The organism is Pseudarthrobacter sp. AB1 (genome assembly GCF_014926485.1).
In the GTDB taxonomy this organism is placed as follows: Bacteria; Actinomycetota; Actinomycetes; order Actinomycetales; family Micrococcaceae; genus Arthrobacter.
This window is the reverse complement of the sequence record NZ_PZKO01000058.1, coordinates 18523-43551: the sequence shown is the minus strand read 5'-3', so window position 1 is coordinate 43551 and position 25029 is coordinate 18523. Positions and strand designations below refer to the sequence as shown.

The following is a 25029-nucleotide window of genomic DNA, read 5'->3' as shown; positions in this document are numbered from 1 at the left end:
AACGCCGGTACCCGCCCGCCCGCGGTGTGTGGCCGGAATTACAGCTCCTGCCAGTCAGGTTTGTGTTCGTACGTGTGCCGGTAGAAGTCGGCGAGCTTAAGCGACGACGCCGCCGCCTCATCCACCACGATGGTGGCGTGCGGGTGGAACTGGAGGACCGAAGCCGGGCAGATGGCGGCAACGGGTCCTTCCACGAAGTCGCGGACCGCCGGCGCCTTCTGCGCCCCGGTAGCGATGAGGACAACGTGCCGTGCCTCAAGGATGGTGCCCAGACCCTGGGTGACCACGTGGTGCGGCACCTCTGCCAGGCTGGTGAAGAACCGGGCGTTGTCGCGGCGGGTCTGCTCGATCAGCGTTTTGATGCGGGTCCGGGATGCGAGCGAGGATCCGGGCTCGTTGAATCCGATGTGGCAATCCGTACCCACGCCCAGGAGCTGCAGGTCCACCCCGCCCGCTGCCCGCATGGCATCTTCGTAGACCCGGCAGGCGGCGGCCAGGTCCTCGGCCGCACCGTCGGGAGTATGGACGTTGCCTTCGGCGATGTTGACCCGGCTGGTGAATTCCCGCCGTATGACTTCCCGGTAGGACTCCGGATGCCCGTGTGCCAGCCCCACGTATTCGTCCAGGGCAAAGGCATGGGCATTGCTGAAGTCCAGCCCGTCACGCTGGTGCCTGGCCGCCAACTCGTCGTAGACGGGCAGCGGCGATGACCCCGTGGCGAGGCCCAGTACTGCGGCGGGCTTGCGCCGGAGCAGGGCCTCGATGGCATCGGCGACGAGCGGTCCGATCTGTTTGCTGCCCTGGACGATAACGACTTCCATGTCCGGCCGCCTTTCTGTTGCTTTACGGAATCAACGGTTGACGGTCAGTTGGGCCAGCATTTCCGGGCCACGGGCCTCGAGCCAGCGGCCACCTACCCTGATGCCGACCACAAAAAGTACCAGTCCCAGGACGGGGCCTATGGCAAGGTTCAGCCATCCGAAGACGGGGTTTCCAGTCACACTTTGGGCAATGATCAACCCGGCTTCCGGAAGCACCAGGAGGGACAGGACCCCCATGCCGCCAAACTGCACTGCCATGGTCTGGCCGACGCTGCCGGGTGGCTTCTTGAACGGACTGTCTCCGGGCAGTGGCACTGCGACGTTGTACCGCGCCGAGACTACCGACGAGAGGCCAAGACCGGTCAGCAGAATTCCCACCGACAGTCCCAGCACGCCGGGCAACCATTCCCAGCTGCCGGTGAACATAAACGGCACCACTGAGAAGGCGAGCACCACCGGTACGGCGAGAATCAGGCACGCCAGGGCCCGGCCCAGCCTGTCCGGGACACCCCGCACGCCGGCGGCAAGGTGGAGCGCGAACGCGGTGTTGTCGTAGGAAACATCGGCGGAGATTGACCAGGCCATGAGGAAAGCGGTCAGGGGGCCCAGCATCGTGAGGATGCCGAAGCTGTCCCCCTGGCTCGCCTGGAAGAACATCACCACGGCCAGCAGCGGAATCACGAGGAGCGATCCGCCGTAACGGGGATCCCGCAGCCAGTAGGTCAGGGCACGAGCTGTGACGGCACCGGTGGGCGTGGCGGGCAGGAGCGAGAACAGCCCCAGCTTGCCGCCCTTCCGGCTCCCGCTCCCTTGATATGGCGGGTTAACCAGGGCACGCTCCAGAAGGACTTTCCAGCACCAGGCAAGTCCCGCGAGGGTGAGCAGTGAAATGAGCAGCTTCACGGCGGCTTCGAGGGGCCGTCCGGCGTCGACGTCTCCGCCCAAGGACCAGGCGGCGCCCAGCGGCGTCCAGGCAAGAGTCCGGGCAAATTCAGGCAGGAACCCGGCGGACGCTGAGATCCCCTGCAACACTCCTGCCACGATGGGGCCCATCAGGATCAGCGGAACCATAAAAACAACACCGCTGACGTCCTTGAAGCGCCGCGACGCCGCCAGGCTGGCCGTGGCGGTGGTGACCACTTTGGACAGCACAATGCACGTCATGACGCCGAGGGCTGCTCCCAGGAGTGCGGTCACGGCAGGAACGAAGCCGCGCGCCCACGTGCCCACGGTGGCCAGCGCCACAAGCGACGTGGCCACCCCCGGAATTCCGATCAGGCCGCCCAGGGCCAGGCCGGTCAGGAGCTGCCGCATGGGGACCGCAAATGTGGTGAAGCGGGCGGGATCGAGGGTCATGTCGGTGGCCGAAACCGCCACCGGGATGATCCCCCAGCCCAGGATGGCCGCGGAACCGCCAAGCACTACGGCCGTGTAGGCGAGCTCGTGGTTTTCCTGCCGCAGCATCACCAGGGCCACGACCAGCGCGCCCACGATTCCGAGCGCATAGAGGCCGCCGAACGCCAGGCCCACGAGCTGCCAGGGGCTGCGGCGGAGACCGTTCCGCAGCAGGGTCAGTTTGAGCCTTAGGAGGTGCGCAACCATTCCAGGCCCTCCGTGTGGTTTCGTCCGCCGACAAGCTGGACAAATCTTTCTTCCAGCGTTGCCCCGGCGCGTACTTCGTCCACGGTCCCGGCAGCGAGGAGCCTTCCGGCCGCCACCACGGCGACGTGGTCGCACATGCGCTGGACCAGGTCCATAACGTGGCTCGAGACGATCACCGTCCCGCCGGACGCTACATAACTGTCCAGGATGGACCGGATGTTGGCCGCCGAGACAGGATCCACGGACTCGAAGGGTTCATCGAGCACCAGCAGCCGCGGCGCATGGATCAGGGCCGAGGCCAGGGCGATCTTTTTGGTCATGCCGGCGGAATAGTCCACCACGAGGGTCCCGGCGTCCTGGTTCAGGTCCAAGGCGGACAAGAGCTCGCCCACGCGGGAGGCCACCACGTCTTTGTCCATGCCACGCAGCAACCCCGCGTAGGTGACCAGCTGTTCGCCGGTGAGCCGGTCAAAGAGGCGCACGCCGTCCGGGAGGATGCCCATCAGCTTCTTGGCCTCCAGTGGCCGGGCCCAGACGTCAACGCCGTGGACAATGGCCGTGCCGAAGTCGGGCCGCAGCAGCCCGGTGGCCATGGACAACGTGGTGGTCTTGCCGGCGCCGTTGGGGCCCACGATGCCAAAGAACGAACCCGCCGGGACGTCGAGGCTGATGCCGTCCACGGCGATTTTTCCGCCGAAACGCTTGGCGAGGCCGCGGATGGACAAGGCAGGAACGGGCCCGCTGTGCGCCACCGGATCAGAGTGGGGATCAGGATGCGGAGCAGTCATAACGCCAGCCTAGACCCAGGGCCCTGTCGACGGGGTCCACCCGCAGGAGTAGGGCCAAAGGCGTAGGGAAGCCTAGAACGAATGCCGCGGCAGGGCCCGTTCGTACTGTGGCGCCCAGGGGAGGTCATGCCCAAGTTCAAAAGCCGCCCGGAGCCACCAGTGCGGATCCCGGAGCGCGGCCCGGGCAATAAACACGCCGTCGGCCTGCCCGGTGGCCACGGCATGCTCCGCCTGGCCCGCGGTGGTCAGCAGGCCCACGGTGCCCGTGGGGACGCCGGCCTCCCGGCGGATGCGTGCGGAGAACTCCGTTTGATATCCCGGACCCGGATTGATGTCCTGATGGGCCACGGCATGCTCCGCCTGGCCCGCGGTGGTCAGCAGGCCCACGGTGCCCGTGGGGACGCCGGCCTCCCGGCGGATGCGTGCGGAGAACTCCGTTTGATATCCCGGACCCGGATTGATGTCCTGATGGGCCACTGCCCCTCCGCTGGAGACGTCGATGAGGTCCACCCCGCGCTTCGCCGCCTGGGCGGCCAGCCGGACCGAAGCCTGGGCATCGACGCCGCCCGGCGCCCAGTCGGTGGCTGAAATCCTGAGGAGCAGGGGCATGGATTCGGGGATGACGTTGCGGACGGCATCTACGACGGCGAGCATCAGCCGGTTGCGGCCAGCCTCGTCCCCGCCCCAAAAATCGGTCCGGGTATTGATCAGCGGGCTTTGAAACTGGTGCAGGAGGTAGCCGTGCGCGCCATGGATTTCCAGAGTGTCGAAGCCGGCGTCAACCGCCCGCACCGCGGCCGCCTCGAAATCGGCAATAACGTCATGGATCTGCGCCTCGGTCATCGCGACAGGTCCGGCGTAGCCGTCGAAGGCAAGCCCTGATGGTCCCCCCGTGGGCCAGCCGCCGTCGGATTCCGGGACGCTCCCCCGCTGCCCGGCGAACGGCCAGTAGGTGGACGCTTTCCGGCCGGCGTGCGCGAGCTGGGCACCGATCTTCGCTTCCGCGGCACCGTGCCGGTGCACAAAGGACGTGATCCGCTGCCAGGCCTCGGCCTGCTCGTCGTTGTACAGCCCGGCGTCACGGGGGCTGATCCTGCCGGCTGCATTCACGGCAGCCGCCTCGGTGAGGATCAAAGCGGCGCCGCCCGCGGCGAAGGAGCCCAGATGCATCAGGTGCCAGTCGTTGGGAACCCCCGGGGCGCCGTCGGGACCGCAGCTGTACTGGCACATCGGTGAGACCCAGCCGCGGTGCGTGAGCTTCAGGGAACGGAGCTTGAGCGGCTGGAAGAGGGCCGGCACTAGAACAGGACCCTGGCGAGTCCTTGGCGCGCCTTGGCAACGCGGGGGTCGGAGGTGCCCACCACGTCAAAGAGCTCCAGGAGCCGTACCCGTGCGGTCTCCCGTTCCGGACCGAAGTTCCGGCCGATGAAGCTGACCACGCGGCTCAGCGCGTCCTCCACATGGCCGCCGGACACATCCAGGTCCGCCACGCCCAGCTGGGCGGCCAGGTTGTCAGGCTCGTTGGCGGCGACGATACGCAATGCTTCCGAGTCCTCGGCGGACAGCGGCTGGAGCCGGGCCATCAGCTCCACCTGGGCCAGCCCGGCCTTGGCCTCGGCGTCTGCGGGCATTTCCAGCAGGGCCTGGCGGTAGGCCACGGCTGCTGCCTCGTAGTCGCCTGCCTCAATGGCGTCGAAGGCGGCCAGGTGCAGCGGCGGAAGGGGTGCCGGTTCGGATTCCGGCGGCGTACCGCCCCCGCCGAGGCTGCCCGTGACGCCGTTGGCGGCCGCCACTTTGAGCAGTTCATCCAGGAGGGGCCGGATCTGGGCTTCCTCGGCGCCGCCCTGGAAGAGCGGTACGGGCTGGCCCTTGAGCACGGCGACGGCGGTGGGGACGGCCTGGACCTGGAATGCCTGTGCCAGTTGCGGGAAGGCTTCAATGTCCGCCGCACCCAGAACGAGGCGGCCGCCGTAACCGTTGATGACCTGCTCCAGCGAGTCGAGCATCGCGGCGGATTCCGGCGAGTACGCCGCCCACAGCGCGAAGACCACCGGCACCTGGGCGGAAAGCTCCACGAGCTCCTGGAAATTCCCCTCGGTGACAGTGACCCGCAGCGGCGACGCGCCGCCGTCGGGCGCTCCGGCACCTGCCTCCGGGTTGGCGCCTGTGTCCCCGGGAACAGGCGAATTGCCGGGAGCGGCAGGAGGTGCCTGGCGCTGTTTCAGGGATGAAAGGTCGACGGCGCCACGCAAGTTAAGCAGGCTGGCAGCGGCTGGAGGGACTGGGCGGGAAGCTGGCGAACTCATGCTTTCCACTCTAGCCACTCCGGCCGCTGCCGGGGGTACTGCTTCAGGGTCTGGACCCTGCGTGCCTATTTGAAGCTTGCTCCTACCAGCCCGCGCGTCGCGGCCACCAGCTTGATGGGATCCGTCGAACCTGCCGGCGGGACGTAGACAGCCATTGATTCAGCAAAGTTCAGCACCATGCCGGTGGTGGTCTCCTTGCCGCCGGCGAGCGCCGCGGCGTCGTCACCGATGGTGAGCTTGTCACCGGAGGCCTTTGGCGTGCCGTCAAAGGCGAAGTTGATCCTGCCCAGCACCAGCGCCCCGCCGTCAGCCGTCCGGAACACCACAGTGCTTTCCGGCACCACCTTGTGAGTAAAGGAGAAGTTGCCGTTTTCTCCCGACTTCACTACCTCGGCCTGGTACGACAGCGTGTCGGCGATGTAAGGCGAAGAAGTGCCCTCCACCAGCTTGTCCTTGAAGCTCGACTCTGCGTTGCTCAGGCGGTCGGCCAGCCCGGCCAGGGCTTCTTCGCCGCTGTACAGCAGGCCTGATTTGTCATTGGCGGCCAGGGTATCGGTGCCGTCCCGGCCGATGGCGGGGAACGTGGTTCCCGGCTGCAGCGGGGTGGTCTCGGTGAGCTTGTAGTTCTCCCGGGGCGAAGGCTGGACCAGGGTGAGGAGCTGCGGGACGACGTTGCCTTCGCCCTGTGTGACCGCGAGGACAGAACGGGGCCAGGTCCGGTCGCTGGTGACCACGGTCGTGAGGAGCTTGGTGGAACGGACAGGCATCCGGGCTTCATAGGTACCCACCTGGGAACGGATCTTGTAGTTCTGGGTACGGACCTCAAGCTCCGTCCCTGCGACCCGCTCTGCAAGCTTGGCTGCATCCTTCGCGGCGTCGCCGGCGTCGGTGGCGCTGGAGACCTGCTCCAGGATCCTGCGGAACTGGGCATCCAGGAGGACCGGCGCGGCCGTCTGGGCGGCCTCCGGTGTCGCAGATCCGGTGGTGGGAGCCGGGGCGGGTGTGGTGGCCGCGTTCGCAGCAACACCCGTTCCGGCCACAACAAGGGCGGTCACTGCGGCGGTGACCATGCCGCCGGAAACCATGCCGAGCCGTGCGGAGGACTTTGCCTCGGCCTTGGCCCGGGCACGCCGGGCGAACAGGCTGCCCTGGCCGGTACCTTCACCGTCGCGCTTGCGGGCGGACATAACCATCAGGGCGATGCCGGCCAGGATCAGCAGGCCGCCAAGCGACATGAGCGGGATGGCCCACGGGGTGGAGGTGTCGTTGGGGAACGTCATTGAGATCGACGAGGGTGCGGGCTTGGTGCCATCGGACGCCAGCAGCAGTGACCATTCGCCGTCGGCCGGCGGCGTCCACGAGTACTCCAGCTCACCGCTCGAGTTCTCAGTGGAAACCCAGAGATCGGATCCGGACGGATTCGGCGCCGTGGCGTCGCCGTCGGTGTGCTCAACCTGCAGGGATTTGTTGTCCTCCGAAACCCCTGTGATGGTGTTGCGGGCCGTCGGGCCCACCCAGGCATCCACGTCGTCAGGCCGGCCGACCGCGAGCAGGAAGTTGCCGTCGCCTTCGATCTTGATCGTCACCGGTCCGCCCTGCGCGGTGCGCAGGTTCTGGTCGATGACGGTCAGTGGCGCCTCCGCGGCATCTGCCGGGGCGGAAGCCGTAAAGGTCTCGGAGGGAGCCCAAACTGTCTTCTGGCCGATTCCGGCCAGAAGTGTCAGGAGGCCGAGCAGCACGAGTGCAACTGCAGTCTTGAAGCGCAAAGGAAACACCTATCATTCGCGGGAGTTTACTTCCAATAGTAACCGTTTTGTTACCAGAACCCCCGTTCGGGCGCCGACGGAGTCCGAAAACAGCGTCGCCCGGGCGGCCCGGCGGGCGCCCACGCTCCTGTTGGCAAGGCTGCTGATAGTGTTTGCGATGATCATCACACCGGCCCGCAAACGCGGCGCCACGCACGGAACAGGCCCCATAAACCAGTGACTGACAAGACGGAAGAGTCCTCCCCGGGACACGAAAATCAACCGGCCGCTGACACTTTGGAATCCTCGCCGGACGTCCCTGCCGCGGCGAAGCGACGAGGGTCCGCCGCTGCGGCCCTTGGCCAGCTTGTGCAGCGCCTGCGCCAGCCGCTGCCGGGCGCCCAGCCCAGGCTCCGGTTTGAGTTCCCGCCGGAATACAACCACACGAAAGAATCTGCCGCTACCGAAGTCGACGAGACCGCCGGGACGCGCGAGCAGTTCGGCCGTCCGGGTCCACAGATGTCGATGCAACATCCCCTCTATATGGGCTTCATGGGAACTGTAGGCGTCGGCCTTGCCCTGCTGGTCTACTGGATCGGATCCAACACCACGCAGCTGCTGCTGTGGATTGTGGCTGCCCTGTTCATTGCCCTCGGCCTGGAACCCGTCGTCGGCTGGCTGGAGAACCGCCGCGTTCCCAGGCCGGCCGGCATTCTTCTTGCAGTCCTGGTCCTGGTAATGGCTGTAGGGGGGTTCTTCGCCACCCTGATCCCCACGATCGTGGAACAGGTCACCCAGATCGTGGTGCAGGCACCCACCTGGGTCCGGGACTTCATCGACTCTGAATTTTTCCGCACCGTGGACGACCAATTTGGTGTGCGCGACCGCATCAACGAGGAACTCGACAAGTTCGTCAAAAACCCTGATGCGATGGGCGGGATCTTCGGCGGCGTGGTGGGCTTCGGTTCCACCCTGGCCAATGGCCTCTTCGGCACGTTGATCGTCCTGGTCCTGAGCCTGTATTTTCTGGCAGCCCTTCCGGCCATGAAGAAGTGGGGCTACCGGCTTGCCCCACGGTCACGCCGGCACCGGGTGGAGGCCCTTTCCGGGGAGATCACCCGGTCCGTAGGCAACTACGTGATCGGGCAGGCCTGCGTGGCATTGCTCAATGCCACGTTTGCGTTCATCGTGATGTCCATCGTGGGTGTCCCGTTCGCCCTCTTGCTGGCCTTCGTGGTAGCCCTGCTGGCCTTTATCCCCCTGGTGGGCGGCATGATCGCCGGCGTCGTGGTCGTGCTGATCGCCTTGACGGTCGGGTGGCAGACGGCCGCCGTCTACGGCACCTGCTACTTCGCCTACCTCCAGTTCGAGGCCTACTTCATCTCGCCCCGCATCATGCAGAAAGCCGTGGCCGTGCCTGGAGCCGTCGCCGTCATCTCCGTGATTGCCGGCGGCAGCCTGTTGGGGGTCCTGGGCGCACTCATCGCCATCCCGACGGCGGCCGCCATCCTGCTCCTGATCAAGGAGATCTACATCGTCCGCCAGGACAAGCACTGACGGACAGAAACCAGTGCGAGCGTGCTAGGCGGCTGAGGTAGCCACCGGACCGTTCCACACCTGCGGCAGGCCCTCGGGACCGGAGCCTGCTTCCGTCACGTCATCCACGATTTCATTGAGCACGCGGGAAGCGTACTTTTCGCCCACCCAAAGGTGCTTGGCGCCGTCCACCCCCACCACCCTGGCCAGCGGCACCAGGCTGAAGCGTTCAGCGGCGGCCTCGGGCTGCAGGTAGTCGTCATGCTCCGGAACGAGCACGGTGAGCGGCTTCGCGGAGTCTGCCCAGAGGCGCAGGTGGGCGTCGGTGGCACGGTGCAGCGGCGGCGACAGCAGCACGGCCCCTTCAATTTGGCTGGCCACCGGCTCAACGGCACCGTACATCAGCGCCAGCTCGGTACCGAAGGACCAGCCCACCAGCCAGCGGTTGGGCAGTTGGCGTTCGACGGCGAAACGCACCGCCGCCTCAACGTCCTGCCGCTCGCCGATCCCCTCTTCGAAGGAACCCGCGCTGGTTCCCCGCGGCGAACCGGTCCCGCGCGTGTTGAAGCGAAGCACGGCGACGCCGGCGAGGGCAGGAAGCCGGTAGGACGCCTTGCGGTACACGTGCGAGTCCATAAAACCGCCGTGCGTCGGAAGCGGATGCAGGGTGATCAACGTCGCAGTGACCGGGCCGGACTCGGGCAGCGCCAGTTCCCCCACCAGAATGTGGCCATCCTCGGTGCGCAGCTCGATGTTCTCCCGCCGGGCCGGCAGCACCGTTGAAGCGCGGATGGGGGCGGGCCCTGTTGGCTGGCTGAATTCGTACGACGCCGGATCAAAAGTCATGCCTGCCAGCTTAGCGACTCCCAGCGTCCCCAGTCGCGGTGCTCCGGGCTGTAACGCGGCTTTTCCGGGGCGCCGTTCCGCGGGCTATTCAGAGTCAGCGGTAACGGTAGGTCCGGGACAGCCAACAGTTTGTGTGCCAGTGCCGGCGCTCGGCCAGGCCTGCCGCAGCACCGAAAATATGATCGTCTTTCCACACCACCAGGTGGGCGATGCCGGGGACAACAGCGGTGGAGCATCCGGGGCAAATGTATGTCTTTTCCGCGTTTCTGGCGGTCATCGTCCTGACCATCCACTCGCCGTCCGGCGCGCTTTCCCGCCGGGCGATTCCAGCCCGTGCCCGCTCCAAATCCAGCTCAGGAACGTCGCTGTTGCCCTTCTTGCCGGCCGGCTTTCCGGCAGCTACGCCCGGCCTTCCGGTGGCAGGTCGGCGGGGGCGGTTGGAACGCGGCATGCCTCCATTCTGCCCCAGCCCCGGTAGTGTGTAGGCGTGCGACTTGTCATAGCCAGATGTTCAGTTGATTATGTTGGCCGGCTCAAAGCCCATCTCCCCCTTGCCACCCGGCTCCTGCTGGTCAAGGCCGACGGCTCGGTGCTGGTTCATTCCGACGGCGGCTCGTATAAGCCGCTGAACTGGATGAGCCCGCCCGCCACCCTCCGGGTGTCCTCGCCGGAGGACATTGACCTGGAGCTTGGCGTCACGGAACAGTGGACCGTCCAGTCTGCCAAGACCGATGACCGCCTGATCATTAACATCCACGAACAGCTGCACGAGTCCTCCCACGACCTTGGGGTGGATCCCGGTCTGATCAAGGACGGCGTCGAAGCTGACCTCCAACGCCTGCTCGCCGATCAGATTGAGACCCTCGGCTCAGGCTTTTCACTCATCCGGCGCGAATACTTCACGGCCATCGGCCCGGTGGACATCCTGGCCCGCGACGCCAGCGGGGCCACCGTGGCCATTGAGCTGAAGCGGCGCGGCGACATTGACGGCGTGGAGCAGCTCACCCGCTACCTTGAACTCCTGAACCGGGACCCGCTGCTGGCCCCGGTCCGTGGCATCTTCGCTGCCCAGCAGATCAAGCCACAGGCCAAGGTGCTGGCAAACGACCGCGGCATCGACTGCATCACGCTGGACTACGATGCAATGCGCGGTGTGGACGACAGCGATTCCCGGCTTTTCTGAGGCCCGCAAACCGCATTTCTGACGCCGGGTCTCGGCACCGGCGCCGGGGTTCGGCCGCTGACAAGGGGATTCATCCGTCTTATCGGCAAAATTTGCGGTATTGACAGTTCAGGGGCGTTGACCTGACGGAATCGGCGTGAAATTCTTAGATCAGTCTTTGTGTAGGTGTTTTTCATGCTCGCAAGACATGTTGCGAGCGCGAAGCTCCTGCAGCGCATGTTCCCAGGAACGGCATTGAAGGATTCTTCTCGCGGAGTGACCGAGTCCGGCACGAGGTGTGCCGGACTTAGACAAGTTCCATAATGAGGAGAAATAAATGGCACAGGGAACCGTCAAGTGGTTCAACGCTGAAAAGGGCTTCGGCTTCATCACCCCGGATGATTCCGATGGCGATGTCTTCGTTCACTACTCGGAAATCCAGACCGGTGGCTTCAAGTCCCTCGACGAGAACCAGCGCGTTCAGTTCGAAATCGGCCAGGGTGCCAAGGGCCCCCAGGCTACCGGCGTAACGCTGGTGTAGTCCCCCGCCCAGCGGCCGCCATCTGCGCGGCCTCCAGCGAAGAGAAGATCCCCGGCATCCGTGCCGGGGATCTTTTCTTTGTCCACGGGTTCTTTGTCCACCGTGATTGTCCAGTCGCAAAAGTCGTTCGGGCCGCTGCGAGGATCAGCTTCCCTGGCCCACCAGGCCCCGAATCAGCCGGGCCCCCTGCCGCAGCGAAAGGCCGGGCAAATAGGCCCGAGTGAGCGCCCGTCCGATCGCCGGCAGCTGCAAAGGATCCTGATAATACAAGTAAAGCGCCCGGTACTCAGGTTTGAAGCGTGATTTGAAAGCGGCCAGGGACCGGAACCCGTAGACCGGTTCGAGGGCGTGGCCTACTACATCGAGGATCCGGACGAGGTTCTCTGCCTGCACCGGCTCCCCCGGCGTTTCGTCGCCGGGCCGGCTGGCGAGCGGGGACCCGGAGAGCGAGATCACCTCCACGGATTCGCGCAACTCCAGGACTGCCGACGCAATCAGGAACTCCATCACCCCGGGGAATCCGTCGGCACCCCGGCGCATGACGTCGAGCGTGCGGCTGACCAGCGTGCCGCCGTCGTAAACGGGCAACCAGCTCGTTACCCCGTGCACGTGACCCTCGCCGTCCACGGCGAGGCAGCAGAGCACTTCGTCGTCCATCAGCTCATCCATGCCGCCGAGCGTGAATCCCATTTCCGGAACTGATTTGCCCGCCGCCCATTCCTCCGACACTTCGCTGAGCCGGGCACGGAGGGCGGAGGGAAGCCCGTGGTAGGTACCCCAGACGGCTTTGACGCCCATCTTGGCGGCGCGGTTGCGCGCAGTCCTGACGTTCTGCCATTCCTTGCCGGTGAATTCGAGTTGCCTGACGGACAGCCTGGTTTCCTGCGCCACGGACACTCGCTGGAACCCCCGGTCCTGCAGGAGTGGCCACAGCGTGTCATCGCACGAGTAGAACGCCGGGCTGAGCGCGCGGTTGCCGCAATACGAGAGAAACCCTTCTGCGGTCTGCTGGCGGGCATCCGCCGCGCCGAAGGGGCCCGCCAGCGTCAGGGCAACACTGCCGTGCAGCTGGTAGGCCACCGCACCGCGTCCATCCGGGTTAAACCAGTACCGGTTGGGCTCCCAGAGGGCCATCCACGACAGCGAATCGCCGCCCTCGCGCAACAGCGTCCGCGCTGCCGTCCTGTCATCGTGGCCCGAATCACTCCCATGGTGCCGGCCCAGGAGCACGGACCAGACTCCGGCCAACGCAACAAGCCAGAAGACCGGTCCGGAGTAGCCAAAAATCAGGGACTCGAGGCCGTCCCGTTCAGCAAAAACCCGGTGGTAGAGATTCGGCAGTGGAACCGGAAGATACTGCCTGGAGAGTTCAGCAAGCAAGCCCAGCAGGCCGCCGTCGCGCGTCATTCCCCCAGCGGCAAACCAGACCACTGCATAGCTCCCGGCCAGCAGGAGCCAGACGCCGCCTACCACCGCCAGGAGCCGACGGCGGGCGGCCGGGATTGTCTCGACGCGGAACTGCAGGCGGTTGGCCCAGAGCAGGACCGCCAGCAGCAGTGGGACTATCACCAAAGGCAGGATGTGAACAAAGCCCGAACCCATGGCGGCAGTATGAGGACGCGCGGGGTAGTGCGGGATCAGCGCGAACAATGCCAGGTAGACGGCCGCCATCGCCGTGACCGCAACTTGGAGCGCCAACGTGATGCGCAGTGCCATGCGGCGGCCCCGGCGCATTCCGTCAGCACAGATGAGGAGCAGAACCACCGGTACTACTGCCAAAGCGAGGCCGAAGGGGCCGGCAAAGCCCGTCCGCCCCATCTCCAGGCAGGATGCCTCCACTGTTGCTCCACAGTTAGCTTCGAGTTGCCCGAGTGTGGGCATGGGGTTCAGCACCACATCCCGAAGCAGCGCCAGAGGGCCGGTGGGAGTCCGGGCAACGGCGGTAAGGATGGGGCCCACGGCGAACACAGCCACAGTCAGGGCGAGGAGGTTCCTGGTTTCCCTGCCGCTCAAGCGGGGCGGATGCAGCTGGCCGTGGTCGTCCTGGTTCCACCAGCTGGCTGCGAGACCCACCGCGGCACCTACCAGGCCGATGACGGTTTCCGCATGCCCCACGTACAGAACCAGCAGCAGCGACACCGAAAGCAGCGCCGTCCGCAACCGGCGCCGCCACAGGAGACCAATCCTGCCGCTCGCGGCGAGCGAAGCCGCCAGGACAGCGGCGTAGGGTCCGATCAGGCTGTAGTCCGCCATCAGCCCCAGCCAGCCGTCTCCCGCGTACCTCGCCAACTGGGTCAGGAGCAGAAAGACGGTGACAGCTGCAAACTGGCCACCGAGGAAAAACGCAGCCGTCTGAAGGGACCCAAGGTTCCTCTCGGCCAGGCCAAGCAGCAGCAGGATCATCAGCGACGCCACCAGGTAGGCCAGCGGATTCGTGGCAAAGAACAGTGACGTGACCAGAACCCACCAGTTGCCGGCCTTCAGGCCAGGGGCGCTGACGCCCGCGACGGAAAGAAGTTCCTCCGGCGGGCCGCTGAGGAAACTGCCGGTCGCCGCACCGACCAGCAGGAAAATACCGAGGATGCTGAGCGTCAGCGGCACCGACCGCAGATAGCCCCACATTCTTCCGCCAGCCGGACGCACGACCGTGGACCAGAGCAGGGCCGGCGCACGGGTTTCCCCAGCTTCCCTCATTTCGCCCAGCCCCAGTGTGCAGCCAGCAACTCAAGTCCGTTGCCCATACCGGGAGTCAGGACGTCCCACGAATGGCCGGTGCGCGCCACCACATCCGAGCCCACCGTGAAACCTGCGCCGCTGGCGGCTGCCTCAAGGGACCGCAGATTTGCCACGAACTCCGGATCTGTGGCCCCGGCCGCGAAGTAGGCGACGCTGCCAGGATACTTGCGCTCCTTCAACAGCGTCAGCGGTACCTGGGCATCAAACGCGGCAGTGTCGCCATGGAAGGCAGCGTCAACGGTCTTCTGGCGTTCCTTGGCCAGCGCGGGCTCGCTCTCGCTGGAAAAAGCGAGAACACCCGTGTACAGCTCCGGGTGGCGGGTGCCCATCTGAACTGCACACGTGGCCCCATAGCTGAAACCGCCGATGGCCCATTGCCGGTGATCGGTGTCCACGTCCAACATTCCTGAGATCCATGCGGGCACGTCAACGGCGAGGTACGTGTCCGCCTTGGCGATGGCGCTGTCCATGCAGAGGTTGTTCGCTGACTGGCTGCCGTTGGGATCAACCACCACAACAACGGGCGCCACTCCCCCGTGCCGGGCGGCGAAAGTATCCATGCGTGCCCTGAGCGACCCGCCGGTCAGCCAGTCGGCGGGACCGCCGGGCTGGCCGGGCACCAGAACCAGCACCGGAAGGCTGGGACGGTTCGAAGCAAAGTAGGCCGGCGGAAAGTAGATGTAGGAGTCGCGGGTCTGGAGGCCCGAGACGGTTCCTGGAATGGATGCAGTGCGGAGAACGCCATCGGCAGGGAGCTCAGTGGCCGGTTTCCATCCGTCCAGAGATATTGCCGGGCCGTTGGGCTGGCGCAGTAGCTCCTGTTCCAGGGCCGGGATGCGGCTCAGCGCCGTTCCCGTCAGGTCCGCAACTGTCCGGTTGAGGCCGAAATAGGCGTTGATCTGCACCGCGGCCAGCAGCACCACTGCCAGGAGGGCAAGCACATCCAGCGCACGGCGGCACCACGACGCCGTGCGAAGCCGGAGCACCACCAGCAGAAGTGCGGCCACAGCGGGAAACACCCACGCCAGGACGTCGAACGGCAGTTCTTCGGGGAAGGTCGAGGCCCAATAGATGAGGACCCAATGGACCAGGAGCACTGCGACGGCTGCAGCAGCCACTGAGGCGGCAACACTGAGGAACCAGCGGCGGCGGCCAAGGGCGCGCGGGCGCCAGATCAGGGACAGTGCGGCGGCGGCACCAAGGACCCAGGCGGCCCAGTACACCGGTCCGTCGGTCAACCGGATATCAGAAATCCAATCCACGTGGCTAGCGCCAGGTACCCACGCCGATGACCGGCCCGGCTTCCAGCCAGGAGGACAGTCCTGTGTAGGCATCGAATTTCATGGCCAGCCGCAGATCCTGGCCTTCGTATCGCAGCTCGACAATCACTACGTCCGGCTGGACCTTCACAGCCTCGGCCTCGGTGGGTTTGCGACGGCCCAGCAGCTCCAGGGAGCTGCGTTTGAACTTGTGTTTGGGACGCACGCTCAGGGAAAGCAGCCGGAACCACTCAAGGTCGTTGTCCTGATAACGACAAACCCCCATCTGCCAGCTGTTTCCAGCGATGCAAATGGAGGCGTCCACCGTGCCGAGGGCGCGCCGCAGATTGAAGCGGCGCACCCCCGAAAGGCACAGTGCGAAAATCAGCAATCCGAAAACGATTGCCAAGGCGATGAACGTAAAAGTCGGCGCGTCCATCAGGGTCGTGCTAGCGGATCCCAGCAGTAGCCGCGTCACCCAGTTGGGCGTTGTCAGCAACAATCACCACGCGGTTGTTGTCGACGGAGAAGAATCCGCCGTCAACAGCCACGGCAATGCGGTTCCCGGAAACCGGCTCAATGGCCAGTTCACCTTCGGCCAGGATCGCAAGCAGGGGCGAGTGGCCGGGCATGATTCCGATCTCACCATCGCTGGTGCGGGCCTTGACCATCTTGGCCGCTCCGGACCACACGAAGTGATCCGCTGCGACAATCTCAACCTCAAGCTCAGCCATATTACTTGGTCTGTTCCTGGATCTTGGCCCACTGGCGCTCAACATCGTCCAGGCCGCCGACGTTGAAGAACGCCTGCTCTGCAATGTGGTCAAGCTCGCCGTCGCAGATAGCGGTGAAGCCTTCAACCGTGTCCTTGATGGTGACGGTAGAGCCCTCGACGCCGGTGAACTGCTTGGCGGTGTAGGTGTTCTGGGAGAGGAACTGCTGGATACGGCGTGCACGCGACACAACGATCTTGTCCTCTTCCGACAGTTCGTCGACACCGAGGATGGCGATGATGTCCTGGAGTTCCTTGTTCTTCTGCAGGATCTGCTTCACACGGACAGCCGTGTTGTAGTGGTCCTGACCGATGTACTGCGGGTCCAGGATGCGGGACGTCGACGTCAGCGGGTCAACGGCCGGGTACAAACCACGGGAAGCAATTTCACGGGAAAGTTCCGTGGTTGCGTCGAGGTGTGCGAAGGTCGTCGCCGGGGCCGGGTCGGTGTAGTCATCTGCGGGAACGTAGATGGCCTGCATCGAGGTGATCGAGTGGCCCTTGGTTGACGTGATGCGCTCCTGGAGGAGGCCCATCTCGTCAGCCAGGTTGGGCTGGTAGCCCACGGCCGACGGCATGCGGCCGAGGAGGGTGGAAACCTCGGAGCCTGCCTGCGTGAAGCGGAAGATGTTGTCGATGAAGAGCAACACGTCCTGGTTCTGCACATCGCGGAAGTACTCCGCCATGGTCAGGGCAGACAGTGCAACGCGCAGACGCGTTCCCGGCGGCTCATCCATCTGGCCGAAGACAAGGGCGGTGTCCTTGAGGACGCCCGCCTCTTCCATTTCAACCCAGAGGTCGTTACCTTCACGGGTACGCTCGCCAACACCGGCGAATACAGAGGTACCACCGAAGTTACGGGCCACACGGGTGATCATTTCCTGGATCAGAACCGTCTTGCCCACGCCGGCGCCGCCGAACAGGCCGATCTTTCCACCCTTGATGTACGGGGTGAGAAGGTCGATGACCTTGATGCCGGTTTCCATCATCTCGGTGGAACCCTCAAGCGTCGCAAAGGCCGGGGCCTTGCGGTGGATGGGCCAGCGCTCGGTGATCTCGAGTTCGGCCTCCGTCACGTCAAGCGGCTGTCCGAGGACGTTGAAGATGTGTCCCTTGACGACGTCGCCGACGGGCACGGAGATCGGGGCACCGGTATCCACCACAGCGGTACCGCGGACGAGGCCGTCGGTTGCCTGCAGGGAGATGGCGCGAATCACGTTGTCGCCGAGGTGCAGGGCAACCTCGAACGTGATGGTCTTGGTCTCACCGTTGAGGGTAATCTCGGTGGTGAGTGCGTTGTAAATCGAGGGGATTGCGTCAGCCGGGAATTCGACGTCGACAACCGGGCCAATAACACGTGCAATACGGCCGGTAGCACCGGTCGTCGCGGCTACGTGTTCGGTAGCAGTGGCAGTCATCTCTCTCACTTCACTCAGTAGATGGCGTGGGGTTAAGTTTGTTCTTTAGTGCAGGTACAGCTGGACCGGACCGGGCTAGGACGCGTTCAAGGCGTCGGCACCGGCAACGATTTCAGAAAGCTCCTGCGTAATTTCAGCCTGTCGGGCTGTGTTGCGCAGACGCGTGTACTTCTTGATAAGGTCCGTGGCGTTGTCGCCGGCAGACTTCATCGCCCGCTGGCGGGCTGCAAGCTCGGAAGCTGCGGCCTGCAACATGGCGGCAAAAATGCGTGACTCGATGTAGCGCGGCAGCAGGGCATTAAGGACATGCTCCGCCTCCGGCTCGAATTCGTAGAGCGGCAGGAGGTCCGACTCGGACGCCGCCTGCTCTTCAACAACCTCGAGCGGAAGCAGACGGATAACCGTCGGCTCCTGCATCACCATGGACTTGAAGCGGGTGTAAACGACATGGATCTCGTCCACGCCGCCCTCTTCATAGTCTGTCGCGAAGGCTTCGAGCAGTGCCGCGCCGACTTCACGTGCAGTTCCAAACTCGGGCGCATCGGTGTTGCCGGTCCACACCCGCTCGTAAGGAAGGGTGCGGAAGTCAAAGTACGCCTGCGCCTTGCGGCCCATCACATACGTCTTGACTTCTTTGCCCTCTCCGCGGAGCAGCTCGTTGAGGCCAACCGCCTGCTTAAGCACGCTTGCCGAGTAGGAACCGGCAAGGCCGCGGTCAGCACTGATGACCAGGACGGCGGCCCGGCGGATCTGCTCCGGTTCGGTGACCAACGGGTGGTCGATTTCGCTCTGGCTCGCGACAGCAGAAACGGCACGCGTAATCGCGTTTGCGTAAGGCAGTGAAGCCGCTACGCGTGCGCGGGCCTTGCCAATGCGCGAGGTAGCGATCAGTTCCATCGCCTTGAAGATCTTGCGCATCGACGTGGTCGAGCTGATCTTCTGGCGGTAGACCCGAATCTGGGCTCCCATACTTTTCCTTTCCTAAGATCCCGATGGCCGGGACTGCCGGAACCTCAAAGGTCCCGGCAGTCCCTGCCAGCGAAACTAGCGCTTCTGCTTGACGATTTTTTCCTGGTCAACGTCGCCCTCGGAGATAGCGTCGTGCTCCTCGTGGCCGGCGCCTACCAGGCGGTTGTCACCTTCACCAAAGAAGCCCTTTTTGAAGGCCACGATTGCAGTCTTCAGTGCTTCGGCGGTGTCATCGTCCATAACGTTGGTCTGCGCCAGCGTGGTCAGGATGGAGGACTTGTGCTTGAGGTGCTCCAGGAATTCGGTTTCAAAGCGGTTGATGTCCTCAACCGGAACCTCGTCGAGGTAGCCGTTGGTACCGGCCCAGATGGACACAACCTGGTTCTCGATCGGGAACGGCGAGTACTGGCCCTGCTTGAGCAGTTCCATCAGGCGGGCACCACGGGTCAGCTGCTGGCGCGATGCGGCATCGAGGTCCGATGCGAACATGGCGAAAGCCTGCATGTCGCGGTACTGGGCCAATTCCAGCTTCAAAGTACCGGAGACCTTCTTCATGGACTTGACCTGTGCAGCACCACCAACGCGGGACACAGAGACACCCACGTCGACAGCCGGACGCTGGTTGGCGTTGAAGAGGTCCGACTGCAGGAAGATCTGGCCATCGGTAATGGAGATCACGTTGGTCGGGATGTAGGCAGAGACGTCGTTTGCCTTGGTCTCGATGAGCGGCAGGCCGGTCATCGAACCGGCACCGAGCTCGTCAGAGAGCTTGGCACAACGCTCCAGCAGGCGGGAGTGCAAGTAGAAGACGTCGCCCGGGTAGGCTTCGCGTCCCGGCGGGCGGCGCAGCAGCAGTGACACTGCACGGTAGGCCTCGGCCTGCTTGGAGAGGTCATCAAACACGATGAGGACGTGCTTGCCGCCGTACATCCAGTGCTGGCCGATGGCCGAACCGGCGTACGGTGCCAGGTACTTGAAGCCTGCGGGGTCAGACGCGGGGGAAGCCACAATGGTGGTGTATTCCAGTGCGCCGTTGTCCTCAAGGGTCTGACGGACAGCCGCAATGGTGGATGCCTTCTGACCGATTGCCACGTAGATGCAACGCACCTGCTTGGTCACGTCGCCGGAAGCCCAGTTGGCCTTCTGGTTGATGATGGTGTCGATCGCGATTGCCGACTTGCCGGTCTGGCGGTCACCGATGATCAGCTGACGCTGGCCGCGGCCGATCGGGATCATGGCGTCGATAGCCTTCAGACCGGTCTGCATCGGCTCGTGGACCGACTTACGCTGGGTCACGCCGGGCGCCTGGAGTTCCAGTGCACGGGTGGTTTCGGCCTTGATCTCGCCGAGGTCGTCGATGGGCTGGCCCAAGGGGTCAACCACACGGCCGAGGAAGGCGTCACCTACCGGTACGGACAGAACCTGACCCGTACGGTGGACTTCCTGGCCCTCTTCGATTCCGGTGAAGTCACCGAGTACGATGACACCGATCTCGCGGACGTCAAGGTTCTGGGCCAGGCCCAGGGTGCCGTCTTCAAAGCGAAGCAGCTCGTTCGCCATGACCGAGGGAAGGCCCTCAACACGGGCGATGCCGTCACCTGCGGTTGTTACACGGCCAACCTCTACGCGCTCTGCGTTTCCGGGTTCGTAGGACGCCGCGAACTCGTTCAACGCATTACGGACGTCGTCGGCGTTGATGGTCAATTCGGCCATCTGCAGTCCCTGCTCTCCTGTTTTCGTGATCATCGTTGCTCACGATGACCGGGGTTTCGTTTCGTTAAGTTGTGCTTGTCCGGCTAACCGGCCAGTTGGCGGTGAAGCTGACCCAGCCGGGTGATAACCGAAGCGTCAAGCACTTCGTCACCGACCTGGACGCGGATTCCACCGATCAGTTCAGGATCAACGGTGATGTTGATCTTGAGCTCGCGACCGTACAGGGAATTAAGCCCTGACTGGAGGCGGGCGAACTGCGTTTCCGTCAAGGAACGGGTGACGCTGACCGTTGCAATCCAGCGCTGCTGCCGCTTGGCTGCCAGCTCGGCGAACCGGGCCACCAACCTGGTCGGCTTGATGCCGCGGGGCTGGGAAACCGCCTGCGCAATGAGGACGTTTGCTTCCTCGCCTGCGCCGGGATTCAGCTTCCTCGCCAACCCGGTCTTCGCTGCAGCACTGGCCTGCGGCTCCGACAGAGCACGTTGTACCTCATGGTTGGAGGCAACGGCCTGGTTGAAGGAGAACAGATCGTTCTCCAGCTCTTCCAGCCCAGAGATTCCGGAGGCAGAAACGGCCGACTTGTTTTCAGCAACGGCGATAACCACCGTTGCGGCAAGCGTCTCGAGTGCATCGCCGATATCTCGGGCCGATGCCCAGCGTGAACTGGCCAGTCCGCCCGCGATGTCCGCAGCCTCAGCGGAGACTTTTCCGCCAACAAGCTGCCTGACAAGCGCCGACTTTTCGGCACCGGTGCGGGACGGGTCAGTCAGGGCGCGGCGCAAGCCAGCCGAGCTGTCCACCGTTCCCAGGATTCCGAAGAGTTCCTTAGCCAACTGCAGCGAGGCCACCGGAAGCTTTGCTTCCAGTTGGGTCAGCGCCGTGGTCAGCGATTCGCTCGATACACCTGACATTACTTAGCTGCACCTGCGTTCTGGTTCTCCAGATCTGCCAGGAAGCGGTCAACCACACGGGCAGAACGCTCGTCATCGTTGAGTGCTTCGCCAACGATGCGGCCTGCCAGCGTGGTGGCCAGCGTGCCTACCTCGGAGCGCAGAGACACAACTGCGGCCTGGCGCTCCGATTCGATCTGCACGTGTGCCTGTGCCGTGATGCGGGCAGACTCAGCGCCAGCCTTTTCCTTCAGATCTGCAAGGATCTGGGCGCCTTCAGCACGGGCTTCCTCGCGGATGCGGTTGGCCTCGGCACGGGCATCGGTCAGCTGCTGCTTGTACTCTTCGAGTGCTGCAGAAGCCTCTGCCTGCGCCTTTTCTGCTTTGGCAATGCCACCTTCAATGGCCTCGGCACGCTCTGCAAACGTCTTCTCGAACATCGGGACAACGAACTTGACCACGATGTACATGAGGACAGCAAAGCCGGCGAGAACGACGCCCATTTCCCAGACGTTGGGAACGAGCGGGTTGGTCGCCTCGGCGCCTTCCACGGCGGCTGAGATGATCGTTTGATACATAATTCACCCGTCCTTATCTACTCGGTTCTGGATGTTCGCTTGGTTCTGAAGTCAGACTAGAGAACGAAAGCGAAGACCAGGCCGAGGATGGCGAGGGCTTCAGTCAGCGCGAGGCCGAGGAATGCGATCGGCTGCAGGACGCGCTGGGCTTCCGGCTGACGTGCCACGCCGTTGATGTAAGCAGCGAACACGAGGCCAACACCGATACCACCGCCGATTGCGGACAGTCCGTAGCCGATGAGGTTGAGGGAGCCGTTGATGGTGCCTTCCATTTTTCTTCCTTTCAAGATGCCATCTATGTGGCAGGTTGTTTGGGTTGCTTCATCCCCGTGAGGGGAAGTTTGTGGGTGCCTAGTGGCTGTCCGCGTGCAGGGCGCCTTCGATGTAAATGGCGGTCAGCAGCGTGAAGACGTAGGCCTGCAGGGCCATGATCAGTGCTTCCAGCATGTACATGGCAACTGCGCCGGCGATGACCAGAAGGGAGGTTCCCTTGAGCAGGATGTTCTCCTGCATCACCAGGAACTCAATGCCGGAACCGGCGATCATGACGATCAAGTGTCCTGCCAGCATGGTGGCAAAGAGACGGAGGCTGTGTGTGACCGGCCGGACCAGGAAGTTCGAGATGATCTCGATCGGGATCACAATCGGGAGAATGTAGACCGGAACGCCGGACGGCACGGTGGCCAGCTTGAAATACTTCAGGCCGTTCTTCTTGATGCCGATGGCAATCCAGGTGACGTACACAATGCCCGCGAGGACATAGGCGCCGCCAACGTGCGAGAAGCTTGGGAGCTGGATCACGGGAATGGCGCCGTAGATGTTGTTCACCAGAATGAAGAAGAAAAGGCTGAACAACAGCGGGACATACTTCATGAAATCTTTGCCGCCGATAATGTCTTTTGCAATGCCGTTTCGGACAAAGCCATAAGCCATTTCACCAGCGAACTGGAGCTTGCCGGGAACAAGCTGCTGCTTCCGCGCAGCTAGCAGAAAGAATGTGGCGATAATGACGACCGACAGGATTACCAGCAGCATCTGCTTGGAGAATCCGTCAGCCACCCCCCACGGCAGGATTGCCGGCAGGTGCATTTCTTCAATTCCAGGAGGATTGAACTCTCCTGAATCTTGGGCCGGGAGCGCAAGCGCGATCAACGCGTTTCCTCTCTGCAGTGTCCATCATTGGGCGTTGGTCGAGGACCCGCGGAATTGTGCTCCGCAGCTCCCCCTGTGAAATTATTTGGCATTTGTGTTTCCGTCCGCGGACGGGCCGCTGTCTGCGCCGCTCTTACCTGCCGTGGTTCTGGAACTGGTAAGGCCATGCATGTGGGAAAGATAGAAACCTCCGAGAGCTCCAAGCAGAGCGCCTGCGAGCACGATCCAGCGGGTTCCCCACAGATAATCCAGACCCCACCCTATCAAACTCCAGACGATGATTCCGCCAATAATGTAGCTAAAGACGGCCATTCCGGCGTTGTATCCGCCGTCGTTGTTTTCGGCTGACACCCCCGGCGTGGGCGCAGCGTTCTTGGGCACGGAGGAACCGTTTTTCGCTGTTCGTTTCCGATCAGGCATCGTTCTGCTCCTTGGGCTCGGGGTCGTTGTAAATCTGCAGGCGCGCCGTGCTGAAGCCATAGATTTCGGCAGCCTGCCAGAAGACAACAGTGGCAACGGCACCAATCAGGAACCATCGGTCGTGAAGCCAGGCAGGTGCTCCGATCACAAACAGGACAACCGCGAAACCCACGACCTTGACAAAGTAGGTGGCCGCGAACATTCCGATGGCACCGGAGGGGTTGTTGCGCCCCACGAAGTGGCCCACGAGAAGACTGATGGCGAAGAAGAGCATCACCAGGAGGCCGCCCAAAGTACTGGACAGGACGCCGCTGGGGCCGTTCAGGATCACAGCCGGGATGCCCGCCAGGATCAGCGCCCCTGCAGCGGCAGCTGAACTGAGCGCGAGGAGGCGAAGCCACAAAGACCGCGTGGGACCGGAAACACCAACGGGTCCGCTGCCGGACGCACGTCCGGATTCGGCGTTGGAGGTCATAAGATCCCAATCGTCGGCGCCCTGGGGCTGGTTTGGAGGGGCAGCTTGGGCTGCCCTCAAATTCTACACGAGATAGAAATATATCCGAACGCTGTTACGCCGGCGACTGGTCGCTGTGGCGGCGCAGGTAGGGCCAGGCCGTGATCAGGCCCATGACCAGCGTGGCGAAGATGTCCGCGGCCAAGACAACTTGCCAAGGGAAGACGGCAAAAGCCAATCCCCCGAAGGACAGGATGGCGGTCCAGAGGTACATCAGGATCACGGCCGTCCGGTGCGAGTAGCCGATATCCAGCAGCTTGTGGTGGAGGTGCCCGCGGTCTGCGGACCACGGTGAACGTCCCCGCGCCGTCCGGCGGACCACGGCGAGGCCCAGGTCAAGCAGTGGCAGGAACAGCACGGCGAACGGCAGGAGGATCGGAATGACGGTGGAGATACCGTTGGCGCGGTCGTACAGACCGGACGTGATCTGACCGGTGGAGACGATGCCCGCCGAGGCCATCAGCAGTCCGAGCAACATGGCCCCGGAATCGCCCATAAAGATCTTGGAGGGGAACCAGTTGTGCGGCAGGAAACCGATGCAGCTACCCACCACCACGGCGGTGAGGAGCGTGGCCAGGTCGGAGTAGTCCAACAGAGTGGCGTTTCGGTGCACCCAGTATGCCGTGAAGAAGAAGGCAGTTCCACCGATGATGGCCACGCCGGCGGCCAGCCCGTCGAGGCCGTCAATGAAGTTGAAGGCGTTCATGGTGGTGACTATGAGACCGGCCGTCAGCACCACCCGGAGCGCTTCGTTCTCCAGGTAGATCGGCTCCGGAATCCACGGGACAATGGTCATCCGGACTCCCCAGATGGCCACCACCATGGCGGCGGCGCTCTGGCCGATGAGTTTGACCCACCACCGGATGTCCAGGAGGTCGTCCGCGATCCCCACGAGCACGATCAGCGCCGCGCCCGCCAAGACGCCCCATGGCGAGAAGTTGTTCCGGTATATGTCCTTGACGAAGAAGGACTGGCTGGCCACGACGAGGGCCACCAGCACGCCAAGAAAAATGGCCACCCCGCCCAGCCGGGATACCGGCGTCGAATGCATGTCTCGGCTGCGGATGGGGGCATGGAGTTCGAGCCGGTTGCCGATGACCCTGGCAACCCATGTGGCCCCGTAGGAAACCATGGCAGCAGTCAGCCCCATCAGGAGGTACATGATCATGCGAGAGCGGCCATTTCGTCGGTGTGCGGCGCAACCCAGCGGGTGCGCACAGGCATGGACAGCAGCCCGAACAGGTGGTCCTCGATCGATGGG

The 25029-nt window shown here is 63.9% G+C and carries 25 protein-coding genes; 3 read left to right on the top strand and 22 right to left on the bottom strand.

Going from position 1 to position 25029, the window contains the following annotated elements:
• Positions 1-38 precede the first annotated feature (38 nt).
• From nagB to DAD99_RS16150, 6 genes are all read right to left on the bottom strand, one after another.
• A complete protein-coding gene (nagB, locus tag DAD99_RS16175; RefSeq protein WP_193342343.1) occupies positions 39-821 on the bottom strand; it encodes a glucosamine-6-phosphate deaminase in 783 nt (260 codons plus the stop codon).
• Between the two features lie 30 nt (positions 822-851).
• The gene (locus tag DAD99_RS16170; RefSeq protein WP_193342342.1) at positions 852-2423 is read right to left on the bottom strand and encodes a transporter; all 1572 of its coding nucleotides are present in this window, start codon (positions 2421-2423) and stop codon (positions 852-854) included.
• Positions 2405-3211: an ABC transporter ATP-binding protein gene (locus tag DAD99_RS16165; protein WP_185260910.1), complete on the bottom strand. Its 807-nt coding sequence runs from the start codon at positions 3209-3211 to the stop codon at positions 2405-2407. Before DAD99_RS16165 ends, DAD99_RS16170 begins: the two co-directional genes overlap by 19 nt.
• A gap of 72 nt (positions 3212-3283) precedes the next feature.
• Entirely contained in the window at positions 3284-4510 is a 1227-nt protein-coding gene (locus tag DAD99_RS16160) for an NADH:flavin oxidoreductase/NADH oxidase (RefSeq protein ID WP_309233328.1), read from the bottom strand.
• Entirely contained in the window at positions 4510-5517 is a 1008-nt protein-coding gene (locus DAD99_RS16155; protein WP_193342341.1) for a tetratricopeptide repeat protein, read from the bottom strand. Before DAD99_RS16155 ends, DAD99_RS16160 begins: the two co-directional genes overlap by 1 nt.
• Before the next feature lie 65 nt (positions 5518-5582).
• Positions 5583-7283 (bottom strand): hypothetical protein, encoded by a 1701-nt coding sequence (locus DAD99_RS16150; protein ID WP_227008122.1) that lies wholly within the window; start codon positions 7281-7283, stop codon positions 5583-5585.
• A 216-nt stretch (positions 7284-7499) separates the two neighbouring features.
• Between DAD99_RS16150 and DAD99_RS16145 the strand changes: the two genes are divergently transcribed.
• A complete protein-coding gene (locus DAD99_RS16145) occupies positions 7500-8819 on the top strand; it encodes an AI-2E family transporter (RefSeq protein WP_193342340.1) in 1320 nt (439 codons plus the stop codon).
• A gap of 24 nt (positions 8820-8843) precedes the next feature.
• Here DAD99_RS16145 and DAD99_RS16140 read toward each other — a convergent pair whose 3' ends face one another.
• Both DAD99_RS16140 and DAD99_RS16135 read right to left on the bottom strand, forming a co-directional pair.
• Positions 8844-9644, bottom strand: coding sequence for an alpha/beta hydrolase (locus DAD99_RS16140; protein WP_193342339.1), 801 nt, complete (start codon positions 9642-9644; stop codon positions 8844-8846).
• A 94-nt stretch (positions 9645-9738) separates the two neighbouring features.
• A complete protein-coding gene (locus DAD99_RS16135) occupies positions 9739-10095 on the bottom strand; it encodes an ATP/GTP-binding protein (protein WP_193342338.1) in 357 nt (118 codons plus the stop codon).
• 36 nt (positions 10096-10131) lie between these two features.
• Here DAD99_RS16135 and nucS point away from each other — a divergent pair, with 36 nt between their 5' ends.
• Both nucS and DAD99_RS16125 read left to right on the top strand, forming a co-directional pair.
• Positions 10132-10827 (top strand): endonuclease NucS, encoded by a 696-nt coding sequence (gene nucS / locus DAD99_RS16130; protein WP_058933052.1) that lies wholly within the window; start codon positions 10132-10134, stop codon positions 10825-10827.
• Positions 10828-11143: 316 nt separating this feature from the next.
• Positions 11144-11347: a cold-shock protein gene (locus DAD99_RS16125; RefSeq protein ID WP_193342337.1), complete on the top strand. Its 204-nt coding sequence runs from the start codon at positions 11144-11146 to the stop codon at positions 11345-11347.
• Between the two features lie 144 nt (positions 11348-11491).
• Here DAD99_RS16125 and DAD99_RS16120 read toward each other — a convergent pair whose 3' ends face one another.
• The 14 genes from DAD99_RS16120 to DAD99_RS16055 all read right to left on the bottom strand — a co-directional run bounded on the left by DAD99_RS16120 (position 11492) and on the right by DAD99_RS16055 (position 24936).
• Positions 11492-14041 carry a DUF2156 domain-containing protein gene (locus DAD99_RS16120; RefSeq protein WP_193342336.1) on the bottom strand — a complete coding sequence of 850 codons (2550 nt, stop codon included), beginning with the start codon at positions 14039-14041 and terminating at the stop codon, positions 11492-11494.
• On the bottom strand, positions 14038-15321 hold the full coding sequence (locus DAD99_RS16115) for an alpha/beta hydrolase-fold protein (RefSeq protein WP_227008121.1): 1284 nt from the start codon (positions 15319-15321) through the stop codon (positions 14038-14040). Before DAD99_RS16115 ends, DAD99_RS16120 begins: the two co-directional genes overlap by 4 nt.
• 28 nt (positions 15322-15349) lie before the next feature.
• On the bottom strand, positions 15350-15781 hold the full coding sequence (locus DAD99_RS16110) for a DUF2550 domain-containing protein (protein ID WP_185260918.1): 432 nt from the start codon (positions 15779-15781) through the stop codon (positions 15350-15352).
• A gap of 10 nt (positions 15782-15791) precedes the next feature.
• Entirely contained in the window at positions 15792-16076 is a 285-nt protein-coding gene (locus DAD99_RS16105) for a F0F1 ATP synthase subunit epsilon (protein WP_193342334.1), read from the bottom strand.
• A 1-nt stretch (position 16077) separates the two neighbouring features.
• Positions 16078-17532 (bottom strand): F0F1 ATP synthase subunit beta, encoded by a 1455-nt coding sequence (gene atpD / locus DAD99_RS16100; RefSeq protein WP_185260919.1) that lies wholly within the window; start codon positions 17530-17532, stop codon positions 16078-16080.
• Positions 17533-17607: 75 nt separating this feature from the next.
• Positions 17608-18501, bottom strand: a complete 894-nt coding sequence (locus tag DAD99_RS16095; protein WP_193342333.1) for a F0F1 ATP synthase subunit gamma — start codon at positions 18499-18501, stop codon at positions 17608-17610.
• Between the two features lie 75 nt (positions 18502-18576).
• A complete protein-coding gene (atpA, locus tag DAD99_RS16090; RefSeq protein WP_185260921.1) occupies positions 18577-20214 on the bottom strand; it encodes a F0F1 ATP synthase subunit alpha in 1638 nt (545 codons plus the stop codon).
• Between the two features lie 83 nt (positions 20215-20297).
• A complete protein-coding gene (locus tag DAD99_RS16085) occupies positions 20298-21125 on the bottom strand; it encodes a F0F1 ATP synthase subunit delta (RefSeq protein WP_193342332.1) in 828 nt (275 codons plus the stop codon).
• Positions 21125-21682, bottom strand: a complete 558-nt coding sequence (locus tag DAD99_RS16080; protein WP_193342331.1) for a F0F1 ATP synthase subunit B — start codon at positions 21680-21682, stop codon at positions 21125-21127. The genes DAD99_RS16085 and DAD99_RS16080 overlap by 1 nt, the downstream gene beginning before the upstream one ends.
• A 56-nt stretch (positions 21683-21738) precedes the next feature.
• Positions 21739-21954, bottom strand: a complete 216-nt coding sequence (gene atpE / locus DAD99_RS16075) for an ATP synthase F0 subunit C (protein ID WP_056349415.1) — start codon at positions 21952-21954, stop codon at positions 21739-21741.
• Positions 21955-22033: 79 nt separating this feature from the next.
• Positions 22034-22834 carry a F0F1 ATP synthase subunit A gene (gene atpB, locus DAD99_RS16070; RefSeq protein WP_056349417.1) on the bottom strand — a complete coding sequence of 267 codons (801 nt, stop codon included), beginning with the start codon at positions 22832-22834 and terminating at the stop codon, positions 22034-22036.
• 81 nt (positions 22835-22915) lie between these two features.
• A complete protein-coding gene (locus DAD99_RS16065) occupies positions 22916-23254 on the bottom strand; it encodes a hypothetical protein (RefSeq protein ID WP_227008120.1) in 339 nt (112 codons plus the stop codon).
• The gene (locus DAD99_RS16060) at positions 23247-23729 is read right to left on the bottom strand and encodes a hypothetical protein (protein WP_193342330.1); all 483 of its coding nucleotides are present in this window, start codon (positions 23727-23729) and stop codon (positions 23247-23249) included. The genes DAD99_RS16065 and DAD99_RS16060 overlap by 8 nt, the downstream gene beginning before the upstream one ends.
• A gap of 94 nt (positions 23730-23823) precedes the next feature.
• Positions 23824-24936 (bottom strand): MraY family glycosyltransferase, encoded by a 1113-nt coding sequence (locus DAD99_RS16055; protein WP_185260925.1) that lies wholly within the window; start codon positions 24934-24936, stop codon positions 23824-23826.
• Positions 24937-25029: the final 93 nt, after the last annotated feature.